Source organism: Nocardia sp. XZ_19_369 (assembly GCF_015355715.1).
Classification (GTDB): domain Bacteria; phylum Actinomycetota; class Actinomycetes; order Mycobacteriales; family Mycobacteriaceae; genus Nocardia.
Genome location: NZ_JACVED010000007.1, coordinates 515,196 through 535,668, shown reverse-complemented (window position 1 = coordinate 535,668; position 20,473 = coordinate 515,196). Strand labels below are relative to the sequence as shown.

24 protein-coding genes and 1 pseudogene are annotated in these 20,473 nt (G+C 67.3%); 12 read left to right on the top strand and 13 right to left on the bottom strand.

Annotation, left to right across the window (positions count from 1 at the left end):
• Positions 1-43: 43 nt before the first annotated feature.
• Together IBX18_RS27720 and IBX18_RS27715 are read right to left on the bottom strand one after the other, a co-directional pair.
• On the bottom strand, positions 44-493 hold the full coding sequence (locus tag IBX18_RS27720) for a nitroreductase family deazaflavin-dependent oxidoreductase (protein ID WP_135233228.1): 450 nt from the start codon (positions 491-493) through the stop codon (positions 44-46).
• An 18-nt stretch (positions 494-511) separates the two neighbouring features.
• Positions 512-970 (bottom strand): PaaI family thioesterase, encoded by a 459-nt coding sequence (locus tag IBX18_RS27715; protein WP_194836407.1) that lies wholly within the window; start codon positions 968-970, stop codon positions 512-514.
• A 95-nt stretch (positions 971-1,065) separates the two neighbouring features.
• Between IBX18_RS27715 and IBX18_RS27710 the strand changes: the two genes are divergently transcribed.
• The 3 genes and pseudogenes from IBX18_RS27710 to IBX18_RS27700 form a co-directional block, all read left to right on the top strand.
• A complete protein-coding gene (locus tag IBX18_RS27710) occupies positions 1,066-1,698 on the top strand; it encodes a TetR/AcrR family transcriptional regulator (protein WP_194836406.1) in 633 nt (210 codons plus the stop codon).
• Between the two features lie 9 nt (positions 1,699-1,707).
• Positions 1,708-3,003, top strand: a complete 1,296-nt coding sequence (gene glyA, locus IBX18_RS27705) for a serine hydroxymethyltransferase (RefSeq protein WP_147133938.1) — start codon at positions 1,708-1,710, stop codon at positions 3,001-3,003.
• 244 nt (positions 3,004-3,247) lie between these two features.
• A pseudogene (locus IBX18_RS27700) lies at positions 3,248-4,039 on the top strand (SGNH/GDSL hydrolase family protein); the annotation flags it as partial.
• A gap of 55 nt (positions 4,040-4,094) precedes the next feature.
• On the opposite strand, the gene IBX18_RS27695 reads toward IBX18_RS27700, so the two are convergent.
• From IBX18_RS27695 to IBX18_RS27675, 5 genes are all read right to left on the bottom strand, one after another.
• Positions 4,095-4,838 carry an ESX secretion-associated protein EspG gene (locus tag IBX18_RS27695; RefSeq protein WP_194836404.1) on the bottom strand — a complete coding sequence of 248 codons (744 nt, stop codon included), beginning with the start codon at positions 4,836-4,838 and terminating at the stop codon, positions 4,095-4,097.
• Complete coding sequence (locus IBX18_RS27690) at positions 4,835-6,052, bottom strand: hypothetical protein (protein WP_194836403.1); 1,218 nt, start codon at positions 6,050-6,052, stop codon at positions 4,835-4,837. The genes IBX18_RS27695 and IBX18_RS27690 overlap by 4 nt, the downstream gene beginning before the upstream one ends.
• 22 nt (positions 6,053-6,074) lie before the next feature.
• A complete protein-coding gene (locus IBX18_RS27685) occupies positions 6,075-6,662 on the bottom strand; it encodes a DUF3558 domain-containing protein (RefSeq protein WP_194836402.1) in 588 nt (195 codons plus the stop codon).
• Entirely contained in the window at positions 6,659-7,048 is a 390-nt protein-coding gene (locus tag IBX18_RS27680) for a hypothetical protein (RefSeq protein ID WP_194836401.1), read from the bottom strand. The genes IBX18_RS27685 and IBX18_RS27680 overlap by 4 nt, the downstream gene beginning before the upstream one ends.
• Positions 7,049-7,218: 170 nt before the next feature.
• Positions 7,219-8,415, bottom strand: coding sequence for an FAD-dependent monooxygenase (locus IBX18_RS27675; RefSeq protein WP_194836400.1), 1,197 nt, complete (start codon positions 8,413-8,415; stop codon positions 7,219-7,221).
• 111 nt (positions 8,416-8,526) lie between these two features.
• Here IBX18_RS27675 and IBX18_RS27670 point away from each other — a divergent pair, with 111 nt between their 5' ends.
• Both IBX18_RS27670 and IBX18_RS27665 read left to right on the top strand, forming a co-directional pair.
• The gene (locus IBX18_RS27670) at positions 8,527-9,258 is read left to right on the top strand and encodes a TetR/AcrR family transcriptional regulator (RefSeq protein WP_194836399.1); all 732 of its coding nucleotides are present in this window, start codon (positions 8,527-8,529) and stop codon (positions 9,256-9,258) included.
• Positions 9,259-9,310: 52 nt separating this feature from the next.
• The gene (locus IBX18_RS27665) at positions 9,311-9,730 is read left to right on the top strand and encodes a limonene-1,2-epoxide hydrolase family protein (RefSeq protein ID WP_194836398.1); all 420 of its coding nucleotides are present in this window, start codon (positions 9,311-9,313) and stop codon (positions 9,728-9,730) included.
• A gap of 10 nt (positions 9,731-9,740) precedes the next feature.
• On the opposite strand, the gene IBX18_RS27660 is transcribed toward IBX18_RS27665, so the two are convergent.
• On the bottom strand, positions 9,741-10,451 hold the full coding sequence (locus IBX18_RS27660; RefSeq protein ID WP_194836397.1) for a helix-turn-helix domain-containing protein: 711 nt from the start codon (positions 10,449-10,451) through the stop codon (positions 9,741-9,743).
• Positions 10,452-10,689: 238 nt separating this feature from the next.
• On the opposite strand from IBX18_RS27660, the gene IBX18_RS27655 reads away from it, so the two are divergent.
• Entirely contained in the window at positions 10,690-11,874 is a 1,185-nt protein-coding gene (locus IBX18_RS27655; protein WP_194836396.1) for a cytochrome P450, read from the top strand.
• Positions 11,875-11,888: 14 nt separating this feature from the next.
• Entirely contained in the window at positions 11,889-12,095 is a 207-nt protein-coding gene (locus tag IBX18_RS27650; protein WP_194836395.1) for a ferredoxin, read from the top strand.
• A 39-nt stretch (positions 12,096-12,134) separates the two neighbouring features.
• On the opposite strand, the gene IBX18_RS27645 is transcribed toward IBX18_RS27650, so the two are convergent.
• Positions 12,135-12,407, bottom strand: coding sequence for a hypothetical protein (locus IBX18_RS27645; protein WP_107659177.1), 273 nt, complete (start codon positions 12,405-12,407; stop codon positions 12,135-12,137).
• 316 nt (positions 12,408-12,723) lie between these two features.
• Here IBX18_RS27645 and IBX18_RS27640 point away from each other — a divergent pair, with 316 nt between their 5' ends.
• From IBX18_RS27640 to IBX18_RS27630, 3 genes are all read left to right on the top strand, one after another.
• The gene (locus IBX18_RS27640) at positions 12,724-14,109 is read left to right on the top strand and encodes a PhoH family protein (RefSeq protein ID WP_147133975.1); all 1,386 of its coding nucleotides are present in this window, start codon (positions 12,724-12,726) and stop codon (positions 14,107-14,109) included.
• A gap of 214 nt (positions 14,110-14,323) precedes the next feature.
• Positions 14,324-14,845: an LGFP repeat-containing protein gene (locus IBX18_RS27635; protein ID WP_228541803.1), complete on the top strand. Its 522-nt coding sequence runs from the start codon at positions 14,324-14,326 to the stop codon at positions 14,843-14,845.
• Positions 14,846-14,947: 102 nt separating this feature from the next.
• The gene (locus IBX18_RS27630; RefSeq protein ID WP_306796446.1) at positions 14,948-15,805 is read left to right on the top strand and encodes an acyl-ACP desaturase; all 858 of its coding nucleotides are present in this window, start codon (positions 14,948-14,950) and stop codon (positions 15,803-15,805) included.
• 347 nt (positions 15,806-16,152) lie between these two features.
• Here IBX18_RS27630 and IBX18_RS27625 read toward each other — a convergent pair whose 3' ends face one another.
• Positions 16,153-17,556 carry a class II fumarate hydratase gene (locus tag IBX18_RS27625; RefSeq protein WP_194836394.1) on the bottom strand — a complete coding sequence of 468 codons (1,404 nt, stop codon included), beginning with the start codon at positions 17,554-17,556 and terminating at the stop codon, positions 16,153-16,155.
• A 203-nt stretch (positions 17,557-17,759) separates the two neighbouring features.
• Entirely contained in the window at positions 17,760-18,803 is a 1,044-nt protein-coding gene (gene glpX, locus IBX18_RS27620) for a class II fructose-bisphosphatase (protein WP_107659175.1), read from the bottom strand.
• 189 nt (positions 18,804-18,992) lie between these two features.
• On the opposite strand from glpX, the gene IBX18_RS27615 reads away from it, so the two are divergent.
• Together IBX18_RS27615 and IBX18_RS27610 are read left to right on the top strand one after the other, a co-directional pair.
• Complete coding sequence (locus IBX18_RS27615) at positions 18,993-19,559, top strand: DUF4245 domain-containing protein (RefSeq protein ID WP_194836393.1); 567 nt, start codon at positions 18,993-18,995, stop codon at positions 19,557-19,559.
• Positions 19,560-19,663: 104 nt separating this feature from the next.
• On the top strand, positions 19,664-19,885 hold the full coding sequence (locus IBX18_RS27610) for a hypothetical protein (protein WP_194836392.1): 222 nt from the start codon (positions 19,664-19,666) through the stop codon (positions 19,883-19,885).
• Here the strand turns inward: IBX18_RS27610 and IBX18_RS27605 are convergent.
• Positions 19,882-20,226 (bottom strand): VOC family protein, encoded by a 345-nt coding sequence (locus tag IBX18_RS27605; protein ID WP_194836391.1) that lies wholly within the window; start codon positions 20,224-20,226, stop codon positions 19,882-19,884. The genes IBX18_RS27610 and IBX18_RS27605 overlap by 4 nt on opposite strands.
• On the bottom strand, positions 20,223-20,471 hold the full coding sequence (locus tag IBX18_RS27600; protein WP_194836390.1) for an exodeoxyribonuclease VII small subunit: 249 nt from the start codon (positions 20,469-20,471) through the stop codon (positions 20,223-20,225). The genes IBX18_RS27605 and IBX18_RS27600 overlap by 4 nt, the downstream gene beginning before the upstream one ends.
• Positions 20,472-20,473 lie beyond the last annotated feature (2 nt).

Genomic DNA, 20,473 nt, shown 5'->3' with positions numbered 1-20,473 from the left:
GTGCTGGGAGAAGCGCTGTCGACGGTGCGACCGCGCTGCTGCTTCAGGCGTCAGCAAAGGTGATGCGCACCGAAATCGGGTCGCTTTCCAGCGCTTTCATGGTCCATTCCGCGGCGGACTCGGGCACCCGGCCCTTGGCGAAACTGCGGGCGCGGGCCACCACGTCGTCGTCAGGGACGAAGGCGGCGGTGCCGGTGTACCAGCGTTTGCCTTGGCGCAGGCGGACTTTCGGATCCGCGACGATATTGCGGGCCCAGCCGGAGCGGCGGCCGTGCTGTGAGATGAGCCAGGCGCCCTGCTCGTCTATCGAGACGGTGACCGGAACGCGGCGCGGCTGACCGGTTTTCGCGCCGGTGGTCTCCAATTCAGCGAGCAGTGCCGAGCGGATGCCGAGACGATCGAGCAGGCCGACGGCGGGGTTCGCCAGATAGCGGCCGACGAGGCGTTCGCGCCGGAACTTGCGGACGGCGGCGCTGGTGCTGCGTTCACGCATGGCGGTACTCCTTGTGTCTCAACGGTTTCCACGGAAGATGACGCAGGTGGTGGTGGCGTGCGCGACCAGGCGGCCCTGCTCGTCGACGACCCGGCCCTCCGCGGTCGCGGTGGTGCGGCCGACGTGGATGGTGGTGCCGGTGGCGGTGAGCCGCTGGCCGTCGGTGGGCACGGCGCGGATGTAGTTGATCTTCAGTTCCAGCGTGGTGTAGCCGACGCCTGCCTCGAGCGTCGAGTGCACCGCGCAGCCCATCACCGAGTCCAGCAGGGTGGCGCAGATGCCGCCGTGCGTGGTGCCGAGCGGGTTGGCGAAGTCGGGCCGGGTCCGCAGCGCGAACACCACCTTGCCCTGCTCGAGCAGGTCCACCTCCATGCCGAGCAGGTCGCCGATGAACGGTGGGCGACCCGCCATGGTCATGGCGGTCCGGAGCAGCTCCAGGCCGGACAGTTGCGCCAGATCAAGCGTGGTTTCCGACATTGATTCGTCCTTTCGGTGAACCGATCGGTCCACATCTGTCATGATTGGAGCATGAACCGATCGGTTCACGCAAGCAGGTACCGGAGGGAGCTGGCATGACCGGCCCACGCGCGCGGCTGATCGAGAGCGCCATCGAACTGGTGCGCGTACAGGGCGTGCACGCGGCGGGCCTGACCGCGCTGCTCGACCGCAGCAAGGCCTCACGCAACTCGCTCTACCAGCACTTTCCGTCCGGAAAGAGCGAGCTGGTCGCCACCGCGACCACCATCGCCGGTGCTCGCCTCACGGCCGTGATCGAGAAGATCACCGCGTCCCGGACGCCCGATCGGTGGCTGGAGGCGCTGATCGGCTGGTGGGTCACCACGTTGCAGACCAGCGCGTACCGCACCGGCTGCCCGATCGTCGGCGCGGCGCTCGCCGAATCCGAGCCCGACATCCAAGCCGCGGCCGGTGCGGCATTCGCCGACTGGCACGACACACTCGGGGCAGGGTTCGCCACCGCAGGCATGCCCGCCGCGGAAGCGAAGTCCTTCGCCAGTTTCGTGATCAGCGCGCTGGAGGGCGCCATCGTGCAGTCGCGCGCGGTGAAGTCGACCCAGCCGCTGATCGACGCGCAAAAGCACCTCTCCGTTCTGCTCGACCACTACCTCCCTGCCCCGGCCGAAGGCGATGGCGCGGTCGCGACATCGGGCGAACCCCGTGCCGAACAGCACAGCGGCGGCCAATAGACTGAGGCCGTGACGCAGACGACGGCCTCGGTCAATACTCAGTCTCTCGGTGAGCTCGATCCGGAGCTCGCCGCCGCGATGGCGGGTGAGCTCGCCCGCGAACGAGACACGCTCGAGATGATCGCCTCGGAGAACTTCGTGCCGCGCGCGGTGCTGCAGGCGCAGGGCAGCGTGCTCACCAACAAGTACGCCGAGGGTTACCCCGGCCGGCGCTACTACGGCGGTTGCGAGCACGTCGACGTCGTCGAAACCCTCGCCCGCGACCGCGTCAAGGAACTCTTCGGCGCCGAATTCGCCAATGTGCAGCCGCATTCCGGCGCGCAGGCGAACGCCGCGGTGCTGATGGCGCTGATGAACCCCGGCGACCGGCTGCTCGGCCTCGACCTCGCGCACGGCGGGCACCTGACCCACGGCATGCGGCTGAACTTCTCCGGCAAGCTGTACGAGACGCACTTCTACGGCGTCAGCAAAGAAGACCACCGCATCGACATGGACGAGGTGCGCAAGACCGCGCTCGACGCCCGGCCGAAGGTGATCGTGGCAGGCTGGTCGGCCTACCCGCGCCAGCAGGACTTCGCCGCGTTCCGCTCGATCGCCGACGAGGTGGGTGCCTACCTGTGGGTGGACATGGCGCACTTCGCCGGTCTGGTCGCGGCCGGCCTGCATCCCTCGCCGGTGCCGCACGCCGACGTGGTGTCCTCCACCGTGCACAAGACCCTCGGCGGTCCGCGCTCCGGCGTGATCCTGGCCAAGCAGGAATTCGCCAAGAAGCTGAACAGCGCGGTCTTCCCCGGCCAGCAGGGCGGCCCGCTCATGCACGCCATCGCCGCCAAGGCCGTCGCCTTCAAGATCGCCGCGGGTAGTGAGTTCAAGGAGCGCCAGGAGCGCACCCTGTCCGGTGCCAAGATCCTGGCGGAGCGGCTCACCGCCGACGACGTCAAGAACAAGGGCGTCAGCGTGCTCACCGGCGGCACCGACGTGCACCTCGTGCTCGTCGACCTGCGCAACTCCGAGCTCGACGGCCAGCAGGGCGAGGATCTGCTGCACGAAATCGGCATCACGGTGAACCGCAACGCCGTTCCGTTCGACCCGCGCCCGCCGATGGTCACCTCCGGTCTGCGCATCGGCACCGCCGCACTGGCCACCCGTGGTTTCGGTGACACCGAGTTCACCGAGGTCGCCGACATCATCGGCACCGCGCTCGCGGGTACCTCCGATGTGGAGACGCTGCGCGGCCGGGTGACCAAGCTGGCGCAGAGCGTCCCGCTGTACGACGGGCTGGAGGACTGGCGCCTGCTCGGCTGAGTCGCCGCGAATCAATGCAGCACAGGCTCGTACTTCCGGTCATATCCGCCGGAGGTACGAGCCTGAGCCCTCTGCAGGCGCGTACACCTGGAGACGTCTCTGCACGTGCCGCGTCGAAATCGTTCGGCTGCGTGTCGTCGCGGAGCAGCGGCGAGCGGTCCCGCTAGGGTTTGCGCAGATCACCCCTCGTCGCAGGGTTGGCAGCGCAGTCTGAAGTTGTGCGGTTGCTCAGGTAGGTGACTCGACTCGACGCGGAGGCAACCTGGTGGTCGGCAGGCGGGTGTACCGGGTGGTCTGCGTGCTGACGGTGCTGGCTGTGGGTGCTGCACCTACCGCGGCCGGGGAATCGTCCGGCGTTTATGTGTCCGTCGGGGAGTCCAGCGCGGCGGGGCCTTTCATCGCCGTTCAGCTCGACCCGCTCGGCTGCTTTCGTTCCGACCACAACTATGCGCACCTGGCCGCCGGCGCGCTCGGGCTGACGTTGCGTGACCCGGCGTGCTCTGGCGCGAAAATCGCGAACATGTATGTGGCACAGCCTGTTCCGTTCGGCGGCTCGAACAGTCCACAGATCGACGCGGTGACCGAGGACGCGACGATCGTGTCGGTCGATTTCGGCATCAACGACTACGCCGACGACGGCTGGACCGCCACCGCCCTCGCGCCGAAAATATCCGCACTGCTGAACGATATCCGCGGTCGCGCACCGCGGGCCGAGATCTTCGTGATGGGCAAGATTCAGCGGATCCGCGCGGGCGGCTGCTTCCCCGCGGTGCCCTTGCTCCCCGCGCAAGCCGACCAAATCTTCGTCGGCATCGAAGCCGTCAACGCGGTACTGGCCGCACGGGCCGCCACCCATGACGCAATCTTCGTCGACGTCTACCCGGCGAGCGTCGGCCATGACGCCTGTGCGCCGGAAGACATCCGTTGGGTCGAAGGCATATTCCCGAGCTCGCCCGCACAACCGTTGCACGCCAACGCCGTCGGTCACCAGTACGAAGCACAGCTGCTCACCGCCTCGATTCGCGGCAACAGCTGACCGGACGAGCGGCGTCGGCCCGCCGGCATTCCGATGCGCTTGGCGGCGGCCGCATTCAGGCCGATTCCATTCTGGCTCTGGCGCGGACAATCGCCTCGTCCAGATATCGGATGATGTCGGCGCTGGTGCCGGGGCGGATCATCAAGGCGCGGTTGGCCGGGACCTCGTAGTACCGGCCGTCGGCGGCATCGATCCAGCGGAGGCGGCCGGTGCGTAGCGGTTCGGCGTTGCGTGGGCCGAGCAGGACCGTCGCGGCGCCTCGGGTGGCACAGGGCTGGCGCCAGAAGCGGCGGTAGCGTTCCTTCACCTCACTGGCCTCGGCGTTGCCGAAGAGGTCGGGGCGTTCATCGGTGAGATCGTCCAGCAGGAACGACTTTTCGCCGGTGGTGCCCGCACCGGTGTTCGGTAGCAGGCGCACCAGCTCGGTCGCGAGCTGCTCGGTTCGGCAGCGGCGCAACTGGACCCGGCCGCCGGTGGGGGCGGGGGTCTGCTGCGCGATTACGCCAGCTCCGCCGCGGGTGGCACAGCCGATCGCGCGCAGTTCGATGCCGTCGCGGGTGTTGTCGTAGCCGAAAAGCTCGATGCGCCAATCGGGTCGGGCGAGCACTGTGATGGCACGCGAGAGCGGGAGGCGTTCCGGGCGGGCCAGCTCGTCCCGGAATTCTTGCTGGTAGGTCTGGTATTCGCGTAGGCAGGGGAAGCGGCTGGTGAAGCGGAAGGGAAAAGGTAAGCGGTCGAGTCCGGTACCGAACCAGGCCGCCGCGAACTGCTCGGCGGACAGCGACCACTGCGCCGTCATTTCTCGCCGATCACCGGCGGCACAGTCTTCTCCCTTTCGCCCAGTAGTTCTTTGGCGTGCTCGGCGGTGCGCAGGTAGCCGGGGGACTTGTGTTCGTCGTCGTCCTCGCCGCGGCTGCGGGCTCCGTGCGGAAACATGCCGGGATAGCCGGCTACACCCGGGGTGCCCGGTCGGCCGGGGGTGGCGGCGGGCTGTGGTCCGGCGGCGCCGGTGGTGGTGGCGGGCGGCGCGGGGCGTGAGGTGCCGGGTTGGGCTTCGCTGCGCGGGCTCGCGGCAGTGCTCGGGCTCGCGGAGGTGCTGGGGTTGCCGGAGGTACTGGGTGTGCCCGTCCGGCTCGGAGTTCCGTTGGCCGCGGCGGCCGCGACCGTCGCCGGGGTGGATGGGAGCGTGCTGGTGGGGAACGCCGAACTGATCGGGCTTGCCGTGCTGGCCGGGGTGGCGATCGGGGAGTTCGTGGTCGCGGCCGTCGTTGTGGCGGCAGGGGTGGTCGGCGCCCCGTTGTTGCCCTGCTCCTGCGAAACCGCCTGCGGAGTGGTCTCTTCCGAGGTTGTCTCGATTTCGGGTGTACCGGCTTCCGTCGGGTTGTCGGTTGTCGCTGCCGCGGTCTGCTTGGCGGAATCCCCGGTGCCCGAGCCGTTGTCGGCGGGACTCGTGCTCGTGCCGGGGGTGGTCCCGGGGTCGATACTGCTGTCACCGCCGGGCGTCGGTATGGCGATCGGGTTGATCGGCGGCGGCAGTGTCGGAATGGCGGGGGCGGTGGTCCCGTACGGCTGGATGTACTGGGAGGTCATCTCGTCGCGGGCTTGCTCTTCGCTCGAGTTTCGCAGCTCGGCTCCGCGGGGATTGGTCGAGGTGTCCACCACGTCGGGCACCGACATCTTGAACTTCGCGGCCGCGCTCGCCGCCTGCGACAGGGGCGTGCTCTGCGCGTTCAGCGTCTCGCCGAACTCCCCGACCCTGGTCGCGTAGTCCCGGATGCCACGCACCGCACTGTCGGCCGCCGCACCCTCCCAATGCTGTTCGACCGCCTGCTTGATGGCCGTCTCGAATTGATGACCCGCGTTCGTCACCGCCGCCGCGATCTTCGACCAGGCGTCGAACGCGCTGCCGAGCCCGGCCGGGTTCATCTCGTCGGCCGCCTGCTTGATCTCGGCGTGCGTAAAGCTCTGCGCGTTCTCGGGATTGGTGATCGCGCGGCCATCGGTCTGTCTCATGATCGCTCCCCCGTGGGGTTGTTCAGCTGCCCGCGGGCAGCAGTGGTGCGACTGCTTGGGCGATTTCGGTGGCGGTGTCGCAGGGCGACAGTTTGCGTGGATGCTTGCCGGTCGGGTCGTCTACGAGCAGATACAGCGAGCCGCTCTTCGTCTCGACGTTGATCGAGCATCCACCGGGGACGTCCGGCCTGGCTTCATAGCGCAGCGCCTTACGGCCACTGATCGAGATGTCCACGGCCGCAGGGAACTTCTGGCGTACTTGATCGAGGGTTCCATTGGTGGTCTCGACGGTGAAGCCGTAGCCGGCCTTGGCGACGTAGCGGCAGCCCTTCCAGCTGATACCGCCCGCGGTGTTCTGCTTCGGCGAGGGCGGCAACGCGTCCCATTGGTGCGTACCGAGGAATTGCGGTGTGAGTGCTGCACACGGATCGAAGGCGGCTTGTGGATCGGATCCCGTTGCCTTGGTGGCGGATGGCGCGGTCGCCGTCGACGTGGTCGGTGTGCCGGACGTCTTCGCCTCGGTGCCGCATCCCGTCAGCAGAGCCGCGAGGAGTGCCGCAGCTGCGAAACCGATTCCTGGCGAACGGCTCCCGTGCTGGACAAGGCTCATGCGCTGATCTCCAGCAACTTTGCCGCGAATTCGGCATCGGTGCGCTGGTAGGTCTCGCAGATGGTCTTGAACATCGCCCTGATCTCCTCCGCGACCGTGACGTAGTCGCTGAGGGTGTCGTAGGCGTTGTTCGGTCCACCGAATGCCTTCTCGCGGAACAGTTGTACGAGTTCGACGGCCGACGACAGCCGCGGATTGCTCTCGCCGAGTCCCCAGGAGGTTTTCTCGCCGAGGTCACGCGCGTCGGCCCGGATGCCGGTGAGCTGATTGATCAGCTCTTCGCACGCCTTGTCGATATCGACGAATCCCTGCGGATCCATCCGCACGGTCAACGCCCCGGCCTTCGCATCCTCGATGTACCCGGGAAACGGGCTGTCCACCGCCATCACCGTCCCCTTTCATGAGTGCCTCTGACCCTATAGACGCGCCCCGCCCCGCTTCGGTTCCATCGAAACACAGCGGATTCTCCGGTGCGACCGGATCGGCGCATCGTCCGCGCATACCGGTCGGCCTCGATTCCTCGTGAAAGATCGAAAACTCGCTGCGGCCAACGCTTTCAGTTGATCTCGCGTTCCCGCGCCATGGCCGGGTAGTCCTGGAGGTCGATGTCATTAGCAGCCTTGTCGGCGTACTTCGCCATGAGGGTGAACAACCACGATCCGAGGAACCAGTTGCGCACCCGGATACCGAGGGCCGTCTTCGGCGCGAGGAACTTTCCCGTGTTGTTGTTGTCGGCGATCTTGGCGTAGCTCCGCATGATCTCGTCGTAGCGGGCGAAGGCCACCGTGTGATCGCCGTCGGCCACGGCGAGTTCGCCGGCGATGACGTACGCGCCGATGAGCGCGAGCCCGGAGCCGAACCCCGCCAACGTGTTTCCGTAGGCCGAGTCGCCGACCAGCGCGACCCGCCCCTTGGTGTAGCCGCCCGTCAACCGCATCCGGCTGAGCGAATCGAGGTAGATGTCGTCGAAGTCGGCCAATTCGCTGAGCATCTGCGGTACGTCCCAGCGCACATCGGCGAAGACCTGCTCGATGATGCGCCGCTGAGCCGCGGTGTCGTCGCGGGAGTAGTCGAGTTCGGGGGACGCGAACATGTAGAACTGCTGCGCTTTCGGGCCGCCGCTGATGGCGAGTTTGCCCGGCGCGTTGTGGCCGTAGGAGGTGGCGCGTGCCCGCGGTCCGGTCGCGTCCGCGGTGGCCGGGGCCGCGCCCGCGATGCAGTAGTAGTGGCCGAGGTATTCGACGAAGTCCTTTTCCGGTCCGAAGACGAGTCCGCGTACCCGGGAGTGGATGCCGTCGGCGCCGAAGACCAGGTCGAAGGTGCGCGCGGGTCCGTGCTCGAACTCGACGTGCACGCCGTCGGCGAGTTCGGTGAGCGCGCTGATCGAATCGCCGAACAGATATTCGCAATGGTCGGCAGTGTGCTTGTACATGATCTCGGCGAGATCGCCGCGCAGGATCTCGAGGTCTCCGCCGGTGAAGTCGCCGGACATGGTGGCGAGCCGGTTGCCGTTCGCGTCGACGAAGACGGTGTCGGTGGTGCCGGTTCTGCGCTGCTCGAGCTCGTCGCGCAGGCCCATGCGGTCCAGCACGGTCAACTGGGTGCGGCCTTTGAAGTCGATGGCTTGACCGCCCGCCCGCAGTCCTCGGGCCCGCTCGACCACGGTGACGGCGAAGCCGTAGCGGTGCAGCCAGTAGGCGAGGGCAGGGCCCGCGACGCTGGCGCCGGAGATGAGAACGGTCTGGTTACGCATGAGTGCTCCATCCAAAGTATCTGTGTCCAGAGGATTCTGTTTCCGTCGGACGCAGATCAGCGTATGGTAGACACAGTTTCCGAGTCAAGCTGCCGTCGAAAGGATCCGGTCATGCCGACCCCGACCACCGTGCAGCTGCTGTGGGGCACCCAGCAGCGGCCCAAGCGCGGTCCGAAGCCCTCGCTGTCGCTGGACGGGATCGTGGCCGAGGCGATCGCCCTCGTGGATGCCGACGGCCTGGCGAACCTGTCCATGCAGCGGCTGGCCGAGCGGCTCGGTTTCACCAAGATGTCGCTGTACCGATACGTGCCTGGCAAGGAGCAGCTGACCGCACTGATGCTCGACGCCGCGATGGGCACACCGCCGGATATCACTGCGATGCAAGATGATCCGTCCGCCGAGCGTTGGCGAGCCGGGCTGCGCTGGTGGGCCGAGACGCTCTACCAGCGCTACAGCGCGCATCCCTGGGTGATCGAACTGACCGTCGGTGCGCGGCCGTTCGGCCCCAATGAAATGGGCTGGCTGGAAAGCGCCCTCGTCGCGCTCGCGGACACCGGACTCACCGGTCCGGAGCAGCTCGACACCATCGTGCTGGTCAACGGCCACCTCCGCAGCCTGGTTCAGCAGACCCAACCCCTGGGCGACGACCCGACCCTGCAGTTCGCGGAAATGATGAGCGTGGCGGGCGATCGCTACCCGGCCGTCGCCGCCGCTTTTACGGCGGAGGCGGCGGCAGCGGGCGCACCACCGGAGTCCGGCGGTGCGAACAACGCCCTGCGCTTCGGTATCGAACGCGTGCTGGACGGTTTGGGCGTCCTGATCGCCCGCCGAGCGGGCGGCTGAATCGGCCCGCCGGGACTCCCCACTGCCCTCGGCCAGGGCCTATCGTCGGACCATGACCCAGGATCTCGAACTTCAGCAGGACGCGATCACCACGGTGCGGGAGTTCCTTTCCGCGCTCGAACTCGGCGCCGTCGACGAGGCGTTGGAACTGCTGCACCCGGACATCGTTTGGAAGAACACCTCGCTGCCCGATGTCGGCGGCGGGCTGGCGCGCAAGATACTGCGGAACCTGAATCGGGACCCGTTCGGTTTCGAGGTGGACGTGCACCACATCGCCGCCGACGGCAACATCGTGCTCACCGACCGCACCGACTTCCTGCAGTTCGGCCCGCTGAAGATCGGGTTCTGGGTGACCGGCACCTTCGAGCTGCGCGACGGCCGGATCATCCTGTGGCACGACCACTTCAGCTGGGAGAACTTCCTGCGCGGCACCGCCGTCGGGCTGTGGCGCGCCGCGTTCTCCCGCGACTGAACCGGCCGGCTCAGTCCTGAGTCCGCTGCTGCTGGAGCAGTTTTCGCCAACGCTCGGCGGATTCGACCATGTCGTGGCCGACGAAGTCGAGGAATCGACTGGTGTTGTGCGCGCGTACCCCTGCCGGTGTGTCGTTGCCGAGTAACTCGGCGCCGCGTCGGGTCACCGCGGCCAACTCGCATACCTGTTGCGCGCTGACCACTGTCGCGTGGACCCAGATGTTGTCGTCGACAAAGTAGCGATCCCGGCGGCTGCGGGCATCGCGTTCCCGGTGCACGAGCCCCTGTGTTTCGAGCATGTTGACGGCCGAGGAGATGGTGGCCGGGCTGATCCGAAGTCGTTGCGCCAGTTCGGCGGCGGTGAGGCTGCCGCTGTCGGTGGTGTAGAGGCAGGCCAGCGCGGCCGCCGCGGTGCGCGGAACTCCGGTCCTGGTGATCTGCGCGACGAACTGCGTCACGAATTCGGCGAGCACCGTATCGCCTGCCGCCGGGGCACTTTCGGCGGTCGCACCGCGCGATCGGTGGCGACGCGCGCGTAACTCGGTTGCTCGGTGCGCCCGCCCAGGGTGGTAGCGACCGGGTCCACCGTTGCGGATGACTTCCCGGCTGACGGTCGAGGTAGGCCGGTTCAGCTGCCTGGCGATCTCGGCGTACCCGAGACCTTCCGCGAGGCCCTCGGCGATCTGCCTGCGATCGTCCTGGGTCAACCTGCCACCCGGCATGAGCCGCCTCCCTCGCGATCGAGTGGTTCGTCGCGCCGAACCCTTCCGCGATTATTGCGCTCAGTGGCAGACCATTGCAATACCTAGGTCAGCTGGGTGCATTCAGTGGCATATTCATTGCAATTCAGTTCTGGAATCTACCTGCTGAAATGGCTTGATAGCCTGCTTTTATCGTTGGAACACAATTGAATGCAACGTAGCGTTCGGGCATATCCAAAACTCGAACGAAGTAGGAATCATGGTGCATCAACCACTCTCCGAATCCGTCGAACTCCCCACCACGCGCCCGGCCGGTTGCCCCTTCGACCCGCCCGCGGAACTGGCCGCACTGCGCCCGCTGGTGCGCATGACTTTCCCCGACGGCCATCAAGGCTGGCTCGCCACCGGGCACGCGACCGTCCGCACGGTCTTCGCCGACCCACGCTTCAGCGTGCGCTACGAACTCGGGCACAACCCGCTGGCCGATGGCGGCCCGATGCCGCCCGCGACGCCGGGCGACCTGCTCGGTGTCGACTCGCCGGAACACACGCGCTATCGAAAACTGTTGTCCGGCAAGTTCACCGTGCGCCGGATGGCCATGCTCACCGAGCGCGTCCAGGAGATCACGGCCGGCCATCTGGACGCCATGGCCCGCAACGGCGGGCCGGTCGACTTGATCGAGGCGTTCGCCTTCCCCGTACCCGCGCTGACCATCTGCGAGTTGCTCGGCGTTCCGCCCATCGAGCGCGACACCTTCCGCGAGTGGGTCGCCGTGGCCAACGACATGACCGCGTCCGTAGACGAGCGGATGGCGGCCTTCGCCGACGGCGAGAAGTACCTGCGCACCTTGGTGCTGGCCAAGCGCGCCGAACCCGCCGACGACCTGCTGAGCGACCTCGCCGACACCGACCTGACCGACGACGAGCTCGCCGGTATCGGCACCCTCCTACTCGGCGCGGGCCTGGACACCACGGCGAACATGCTGGCGCTGGGCACCTTCGCCCTGCTGTCGCATCCCGACCAGCTCGCCGAGCTGCGCGCCCGGCCCGAACTCGCCGATCAGACCGTCGAGGAGCTCATGCGCTACCTGAGCATCGTGCACACCTCGTCGCGGACGGCGCTCGAGGATGTCGAGCTGGACGGTCAGTTGATCAAGGCGGGGGAGACGGTCGCGCTGTCGACCCAGGCGGCCAACCGCGACCCGGCCAAGTTCGACGATCCGGACACCTTCGACATCCGGCGCAACGCGGTCGGACACGTCGGCTTCGGGCACGGCATCCACCAGTGCCTCGGTCAGCAACTCGCCCGCGTCGAGATGCGAGTCGCGTTGCCCGCCTTGGTGCGTCGCTTCCCGACGTTGCGGCTGGCCGTCCCGGCCGAAGAGGTCCCGTTGCGGCACGACATGGACATCTACGGCGTGCACCGGCTCCCGGTCACCTGGTAGGGGGGCGGGCACCGATGAAGATCACGATCGACCGGCACCGCTGTATCGGCGCGGGCATGTGCGCGCTGCTCGCACCCGAGGTTTTCGATCAGGACACCGACGACGGAAAGGTGCGGCTGCTCGACCCCGCGCCGCTGCCCGCTCGGCATGCGGCGACACGAGAGGCGGAGCACGCTTGTCCGTCCGGTGCCATCGACGTCGTTCCGGATGGAGCATCGTAATCGCAGCTCAGGTGGGATAAATCACACCTGTCCGGACACTCAGCTGTGCTCGTTCAGGTACTCCAGATAGAACGGCCGCAGCACCTCGGCGACCTCCCCGTCACCCGCGTGGATGTAGTCGTCGATCATCGGCAGCACGTACTTGATGTCGGCTTCGCTCTCGCCGAGGTTGCCCGCGGCGGCCTCGGCGGCCGGGATCGAGGTGAGCAACCGCCACAGGAACTTGACGTCCCCGTGCCGCACGGCCAGCTTCACCGCGCGATCGTGCAGTTCCTTCGACGACAGCTTCTCCAGGTCCTCGTTACCGGCCATGCCAGCGACTCTAACCGGCGCCTCGGCGCGGCGGCCACGGCCCGGTCGTTCGCGTCGGCGAGTGAGGTTAACGACAAATTCACGGACACGCCTACCTGTGCGGGAGCGGGGAAGCGTAGTTCGGCGGTAGCGTCGATGGTGCGGGCCGCGGCGGTGTGGCTCGTACGGGAGGTCCTGACCGTGACTGAGCTATTCAGTACGAGGGGGCCGGCACCCGGCCCTCGTGGCATCTGACGGCAACGTCAGGTCCCATCAGGACGGACCGGTCCAGCGAGATCGTTCGCGCGGGTGCCGTGCGGACACAGAGGAGCCCACCGTGACTGCTTCACGCTCCGTTCCCGCTCCCTCGGCGCAATCCCGTTCCGCGAAAGGCGGAACCGCCGCGAAGGGTGCACACCCCTCGCATTCCCTCGCCAATACCTTCGTCATCGACACGTCGGTCCTGTTGTCCGATCCCTGGGCGTTCACCCGGTTCGGCGAACACGATGTGGTGCTACCGCTGGTGGTCATCAGCGAACTCGAAGGCAAACGGCATCACCACGAATTGGGCTGGTTCGCACGGGAAGCCCTGCGCAACCTGGACGATCTGCGCCTGCTGCACGGCAGGCTGGATCAGCAGGTGCCGATCGGCACCGAGGGTGGAACGCTGCAGGTGGAACTGAACCACACCGATCCCGCGGTCCTTCCGGTCGGATTCCGCACCGACACCAATGATTCCCGAATCCTGGCCTGTGCACTCAATCTGGCGGCCGAGGGCCGTCAGGTGGTGCTGGTGTCCAAGGACATTCCGCTACGGGTCAAAGCGAGTGCGGTGGGCTTGCAAGCCGACGAATATCACGCACAGGACGTCGTCACCTCCGGCTGGTCCGGCATGGTGGAGCTCGACGTCAGCTCGGGACAGATCGACCAGCTCTACTCGGAGTCCGTGCTGGACATCGACGACGCCCGGGAACTGCCCTGCCACACCGGAATCCGGTTGCTGGGTAGCAGCTCCAGCGCGCTCGGCCGGGTCACCCCGGACAAGCGGGTTCAGCTGGTGCGCGAACGCGAGGCGTTCGGCCTGCACGGCCGCTCCGCCGAGCAGCGCATCGCGCTCGATCTGCTGCTGGACGAGAGCATCGGCATCGTCTCGCTCGGCGGCCGGGCCGGCACCGGCAAATCCGCGCTCGCGCTGACCGCGGGCCTGGAGGCGGTGCTGGAGCGGCGAACTCAGCGAAAGGTGGTTGTCTTCCGCCCGCTCTACGCGGTCGGTGGTCAGGAACTCGGTTACCTGCCGGGCAGCGAGAGCGAGAAGATGGGCCCGTGGGCCCAGGCGGTCTTCGACACCCTCGACGGGCTGGCCAGCCGCGAGGTGATGGAGGAGGTGCTCGCCCGCGACATGCTGGAGGTGTTGCCGCTCACCCACATTCGCGGCCGGTCGCTGCACGACTCGTTCGTGATCGTGGACGAGGCCCAGTCGCTGGAACGCAATGTGCTGCTCACGGTGCTCAGCCGGCTCGGCACCGGTTCGCGGGTGGTGCTCACCCACGACGTCGCCCAGCGTGACAACCTGCGGGTCGGCCGGCACGACGGTGTCGCCGCGGTGATCGAAAAGCTCAAGGGTCACCCGTTGTTCGCCCACATCACGCTGACCCGCAGTGAGCGCTCGCCGATCGCGGCGCTCGTGACCGAGATGCTGGAGGAGTACGGCCCCAACGCCTGAGTCGGTTGGTGTGTTTCCCCGCACAGTTGCCGGGTAATATCCCGGCGATAGCTGTTCGGTATGACCCGGCGTGTCCCTGGTGGATTCGCCGGGTCATTGCTGAACATCGGCCTAGGCTGCCAGCGGCGTCACCGAGTCGGCGACGTTTTCGGTAGCCACTTTCGAGAGGATGGAAATGCACCACTTCGCTCGACGAACGGCTGGATACACTGCCTTGCTCGCCGCCACCGGCCTGATCATCGCCGGCTGCAGCAGCAATGACGACGACGACAAGAACGACAGCGCGGCCTCGGCGGGAGCGTCGGCGGCCTCGGCGCTGATGACCACCACGGTCCCGATGGGCACCACCGAGGAGCACACCTCCGGTGCCGCGGAGGAGACCAAGATCGCGACGCAGCGTGGTGACATCGCCGTCTCCGGGCACATTTTCGACAAGTACGTGCAGACCGGCGGCCCGACGGGCCCGCTCGGCGCTCCGCTGGAAGCGCAGGAAGACGGACCCGACGACGGCAAGTACCAGGACTTCGTCGGCGGCACCGTGTACAAGGCCAAGGACGGCCAGCCGCACATCGTCTGGGGCGAGATCCGCAAGGCGTGGGAAGACAACGGCGGCGCCAAGGGCAAGCTCGGCTACCCCACCAGCGACGAGAAGGACATCGCGGGCGGCAAGGAGAGCGACTTCTCCGGTGGCACCATCACCTGGGTCGACGGCAAGACGACCGTCACGCCGAAGTAGGTAGTCGGTTCGGCGCCCGGGACGGCTGAGCCGGTCCCGGGCGCCCGTCCAGTCTTATCCAATGAATGCCCGTATTTCGGGCTCAACCGCTAGGTTGGCTAGGTGCAAACTCTCTTGACCGATCGCGAGTTGCTCGAATCCCTCGCGCTGGACGTGGAATCCATTCTGCGTCGCCACATCGACGCCGCCGACGGATGGCAGCCGCACGACTTCGTGCCGTGGGACGACGGCCGTAACTTCGCGTTTCTCCACGGGACCGACTGGGCGCCGGAGCAGTCCGAGCTCAGCGAGGTCGCCAAGCTGGCGTTGACCGTCAGCGTGCTGATCGCGGACAACCTGCCCTCGTACCACCGGGAGCTCGGCAAGTACCTGCGCACCGGCGCGTGGTGGCGCTGGGTCGGCCGGTGGACCGCCGAGGAGAACCGCCACGAGATCATGATCCGCAACTTCCTCATGGTGACTCGGGCGGTGGACCCGGTCGAGCTGGAGCGGATGCGGATGAAGCACATGACCGACGGCTTCCGCCGCCCGGGCATGCACCTGCTCGACGTGCTGGCCGCCTGCGCCTTCGAAGAGGTCGCCGCCGCCATCCGGCATCGCAACACCGCGGCGCTCGGCGAGAGCCCGATGGTCACCGCGATCGCCGAGCGCATCGCGCTCGACGACGAAATGCAGGCGGTCGTGTTCGCCGAGCTGGTCGAGGCGGGCCTGAACGTGGCGCCCGATCAGGCGATGCGCGCCATCGCCGACCAGGTCGCCGACTTCAAGGTGCCCTCGGTGACGCTGGCCGACGGCCGCACCAGCGACGAGGTGCTCGCCGTAGCCGGGATCTACGACCCGGCGAAGGAGAACGAGTTGGTCTTCAAGCCGCTGTTGCAGCGGTGGAACGTCTTCACTCGGACCGATCTCGGCGAAGCGGGCGAAGCGGCTCGCGCCGAACTCGCGCATCTGCGCGACTGAATTATCCCCGGTCGGCGCGTGGTTTTACCGCGCCGATCGGATTCTTTTCTTTTCCGCGTAGTTGTGATGAAACACACGCGGTGTCGCCAGCGATTAGCTGAGTACATCCGCATTACGCGGAAGAAGGAAAGGAAAGAATCATGATCACTGCATTTCTTGGCGCTGTTTCCGCTCTGGCCGCACTCGGCGCGGGCGCATTCCTCGCAGCACTCGGCATCTTTTTGTGATGCCCCGCGCGGGTACGTCGACTTCGGCTGACATACCCGCGCACACGCTTGTTCGGGCGTCACGTTGGACCGGTATGAGGGTGTCCAACGTGGCGCTCGACGCGGCGTCGAAAGTACTGACTATTTCTTGCCTTCGACCTTAGCCATCGACAGCACATCCAATCGGCGGTCGAGTTCTTCCTCGGTGAGCTTCTCATCGAGCAGACCGCGATCGATAACCGTCTGGCGAATTGTCTTCTTGTGCTTCAACGCTTCTTTGGCAACGGCTGCCGCCTCCTCGTAACCGATCGCCGAATTCAGCGGGGTCACAATGGAGGGCGAGGACTCCGCCAAGGTGCGCAGATGATCGACATTGGCAACAAGCCCGCGCACACACTTATCGGCGAAGAGCCGGGAAACATTGGCGAGCAAGCGAATCGACTCGAGCAGATTGCGCGCCATCACCGGGATATAGACATTCAGTTCGAAGGCGCCGTTCGCGCCGCCGAACGCGACAGTGGCGTCATTACCGATCACCTGCGCCGCGACCTGCGTAACCGCCTCGGGCAGCACCGGATTGACCTTGCCGGGCATGATCGAACTACCGGGCTGCAGATCGGGCAGCTGCAGTTCGCCCAGGCCGGTCAGCGGGCCCGAGCCCATCCAGCGAATGTCGTTGGCGATCTTGGTGAGACTCACCGCGACGGTGCGCGCCGCACCCGACGCCTCGACCAGTCCGTCCCGGGCCGCCTGCGCTTCGAAGTGATCCCTGGCCTCGCGCAGCGCGTCGAGTCCGGTCGAACGGACCAGTTCGGCAACGACCTTCCCGCCGAACCCATCTGGCGCATTGAGGCCGGTGCCCACCGCGGTGCCGCCGATGGGCAGCTCGCCGAGGCGCGGCAGCGTCGCCATGAGACGGTCGATGCCCGCGGCGATCTGGCGGGTGTAACCGCCGAACTCCTGGCCGAGGGTCACCGGCACCGCGTCCATCAGATGGGTGCGCCCGGACTTGACCACGGTCCGCCACTCGGTCGACTTGTCCAGCAGGGCCAGCCGCAGGTGCTCGAGCGCGGGCACCAGGTCGGTGATGATCGCCTCGGTCGCGGCGAGATGCACCGCGGTGGGGAAGGTGTCGTTGGACGACTGCGACATGTTCACGTCGTCGTTCGGGTGCACGGTGACGCCGTTCGCCTTGGCGATCGAGGCGATCACCTCGTTGGCGTTCATGTTCGAGCTGGTGCCCGAGCCGGTCTGGAAAACATCGATCGGGAACTGGTCGTCGTGCTGGCCCGCGGCGATCTCGTCGGCGGCGGCGATGATGGCGTCGGCCTTCGCGGGGTCGAGCAGCCCCAGATCCCGATTCACCTTGGCGCAGGCGGCCTTCAGCAGGCCGAGCGCGCGGATCTGCGCGCGCTCCAGGCCGCGTCCGCTGATCGGGAAGTTCTCCACGGCCCGCTGGGTCTGCGCCCGCCACAGCGCGTCCACCGGGACCCTGACCTCGCCCATGGTGTCGTGCTCGATGCGGTACTGCGTCTCCTCCGTCATGTTTCCGACCATATGCCCGAGACGACCGTCATGGGGCTGCCACGCCTGTAGTGATTCGCACACCCTCGACTGTGTCGCACCCGGAATATCCGCGGGGCGGTCGACAGGTCGCGGCGCGTGACCGTTCGACTCGCCTCGCTGGGCCCGAAAAGCAGAGACGCGCAGGGGATACCTGCGCGTCTCCGGATCTCGATGGTGCCGGATCAGGGCAGCGGCGGCACCGCGTGCTCGTCACCGATGAAGTCGACCGAGGAGTACTCGCGCAGCTTGGTCAGCCGGTGGTAGGCGTCGATCATCCGGACCGTGCCGGACTTGGAGCGCATCACGATCGACTGGGTGGACGCGCCGCCGCCGTAGTAGCGCACGCCGCGCAGCAGGTCGCCGTCGGTGACGCCGGTGGCGCAGAAGAAGACGTTGTCGCCGGCCACCAGATCCTCGGTGGTGAGCACCCGATCCAGATCGTGGCCCGCGTCGATCGCCTTCTGCCGCTCGTCGTCGTCGGTGGGGGCCAGCATGCCCTGCAGCTCGCCACCCATACAGCGCATCGCGGCGGCCGCGATGATGCCCTCGGGAGTACCGCCGACACCGACCAGGATGTCGGTGCCCGAGTCGGGCCTGGCCGCGGCGATGGCGCCCGCGACGTCGCCGTCGGAGATCAGCCGGATGCGCGCGCCCGCGTCGCGGACCTGCTGGATCAGCTCGGCATGCCGGGGCCGGTCCAGGATGCAGACGGTCAGGTCCGACTTCGACAGGCCTTTGGCCTTGGCGACCCGCCGGATGTTCTCGCCGATCGGGACCGAGATGTCGATCACGTCGGCGGCGTCCGGGCCGACCGCGATCTTGCTCATGTAGAACACCGCGGACGGGTCGAACATCGCGCCGCGCTGGGCGACCGCGAGCACCGCGATGGCACCGGGGGAGCCCTTCGACATCAGCGTGGTGCCGTCGACCGGGTCGACCGCGAAATCGACCTCGGGTCCGGTGCCGTCACCGACGAGCTCGCCGTTGAACAGCATGGGCGCCTCGTCCTTCTCGCCCTCGCCGATGACGACCACGCCGCGCATGGAGACCGAGTTGACCAACTGGCGCATCGCGTCGACCGCGGCGCCGTCGCCCCCCTCCTTGTCGCCGCGCCCGACCCAGCGCCCTGCGGCCATCGCACCGGCCTCGGTGACGCGGACCAGCTCGAGCGCGAGGTTGCGGTCCGGCGCCTCGCGGCGGCTCGGTGTCGGGGAAGATGCCGTCATTGCGGGGTGCCTCCTGTGCGTCGGTACAAAAGCTGTGCGCCGCGCGCGGGGTCCTGGGGTTACGCAAGCTGCATGACCGCGCGCGTCGGTCCGGACGATTGTCTCACTCGAACTGAGACGGGCGTACACCCTGCTCGGTCGATCGGGGTGCGTGCGGGGGCGCCGGACGCGCGAGTGGATACTGAGTGCGTGTCCCCGCAAAAGCCACGCATCATGAACGACTACCGGGATCTGTTCTGGTCACTGATCCCCCTCGTGTTGATCGCCGTGGTTTTCGCCGGCCTGGCGAGCCAATGCAGTTTCGCCGCAAAGGGTCCGACGCAGGGGCAGATCCCGCACTTCGATGCGAAGGCCGCGCTGACGTCCGACGCGCGCAGCCTGCCGTTCCCCATCCGGAACCCGGCCGTGCCCGCCGACTGGACCCCCAACTCCGGCAGCCGCGAGAACATCAGCGGCACCGGCGGCGGTCCGATCAGCACTGTCGGCTATATCACTGGCCACGGCGCCTACATGCGCTTCAGTCAGAGCAGCGCGACCGAGGAAGCCCTGTCCCGCTTCGTGCTCGGCTCCCGCTACGCCACCGGTACCGAGCAGATCGGCGACCAGAAATGGATCGTCTACGCCGAGCCCGGCTCGGAATCGGCCTGGATCACCGACCTGGGCCAGGTGCGGGTGCTCATCACCGGCGCCGGTCAGCGTGAGTCGTTCGTCACGCTGGCGCAGGCCATCACCGCGGCACCGCCGATCAAGCCCTGACCCCGGGTGCGCGGCGAGCCCTGATGAATGGGGTCGTGCGCAGCGGGCGAAATCGTCGAATACTGCTTGCTGGGCGGGGATTCGGACGAACTCGGACAGAGCTTATGAAGAAAACCATTGCAGGCCTCGCGGTCGCGACCATGCTGCTGGCACCGGTGACGGCGACCGCCGCCACCCCGCTCGATCACTCGACCCCGACGCTCGTCGCCGACAGCGGTTCGGCCGCCCCTGGTTCGGCCGGCGACTACCTGTGCAGACTGCTGAAGATGTTGCGCGCCGGCTGGGTCGACAGCTCCGGCGGCGGCCCCGCCTGCACGTTTCCCTAGCGGTGGTTGACCACGTTGACGATGGTGCCGCTGGGGTCGCGGACGAAGAAGCGGCGCACGCCCCACTGTTCGTCGGTCAGCGGATAGACGATGTCGGCGCCCGCGGCGGTCATCGCCGCGTGCACGGCGTCCACGTCTTCGACCTCGACGCTCATGTTCGGCTGCAACTTCTCCGCGCCGGGGCCGATGAGCAGCACCTGGGCGGTGGGGTTGGCGGGAGAGGCCATCGTGACGACCCAGCCGAGGTCCATCGCCTCCTCGAAGCCGAGCAGCCGGTAGAAGTCGCGGCTGCGCTCGATGTCGGTGGCGTGGATGTCCGGCGTCGCCCGGCGGATCGTCATTTCTCGCTCTCCAGGTCGGTGCGGGACAGCGCGTCCTCGACGCGCTTCCTGGCACCGGCCAGGTGTTCCTCGCAGCGGTTGGCCAACGCTTCGCCGCGCTCCCATAGAGCAAGCGACTCATCGAGGTCGAGGCCGCCCTGTTCGAGCATCTTCACGACATTGACCAGTTCGTCACGGGCACGCTCGTAGCCGAAGGTGGCGATCTCAGCCAATTCGGTCTCGGCATCCTTGCCGGGCTCGGCCAAGG